This is a genomic window from Streptococcus sp. 2154, from assembly GCF_013277255.1.
Classification (GTDB): domain Bacteria; phylum Bacillota; class Bacilli; order Lactobacillales; family Streptococcaceae; genus Streptococcus; species Streptococcus pseudopneumoniae.
Map to the genome: position 1 here is coordinate 14785 of NZ_VMMK01000038.1, position 274 is coordinate 15058.

The window sequence follows — 274 nt, forward strand, 5'->3', positions numbered from 1 at the left end:
AGCCATCGCCATCTGTATCCTTAGTTGATGGATCTACTGGTTTAGATTCTGGTTTCGAGTTTGGATCTTTCGGATTTGTTCCCTTATCTACTTCTTCTTTATCTGTGAAGCCATCGCCATCTGTATCAGCTTTAGTAGGGTCTGTTCCTTTTTCTACTTCTTCCTTATCAGTCAAGCCATCGCCATCTGTATCATTAGTTGATGGATCTACTGGTTTAGATTCTGGTTTCGAGTTTGGATCTTTCGGATTTGTTCCCTTATCTACTTCTTCTTT

The 274-nt window shown here is 40.1% G+C and carries 1 protein-coding gene; it reads right to left on the reverse strand.

Annotation, left to right across the window (positions count from 1 at the left end):
• Positions 1 to 274: hypothetical protein (locus tag HT693_RS07405; protein WP_205403225.1), on the reverse strand; the 274-nt coding region annotated here is incomplete at both ends.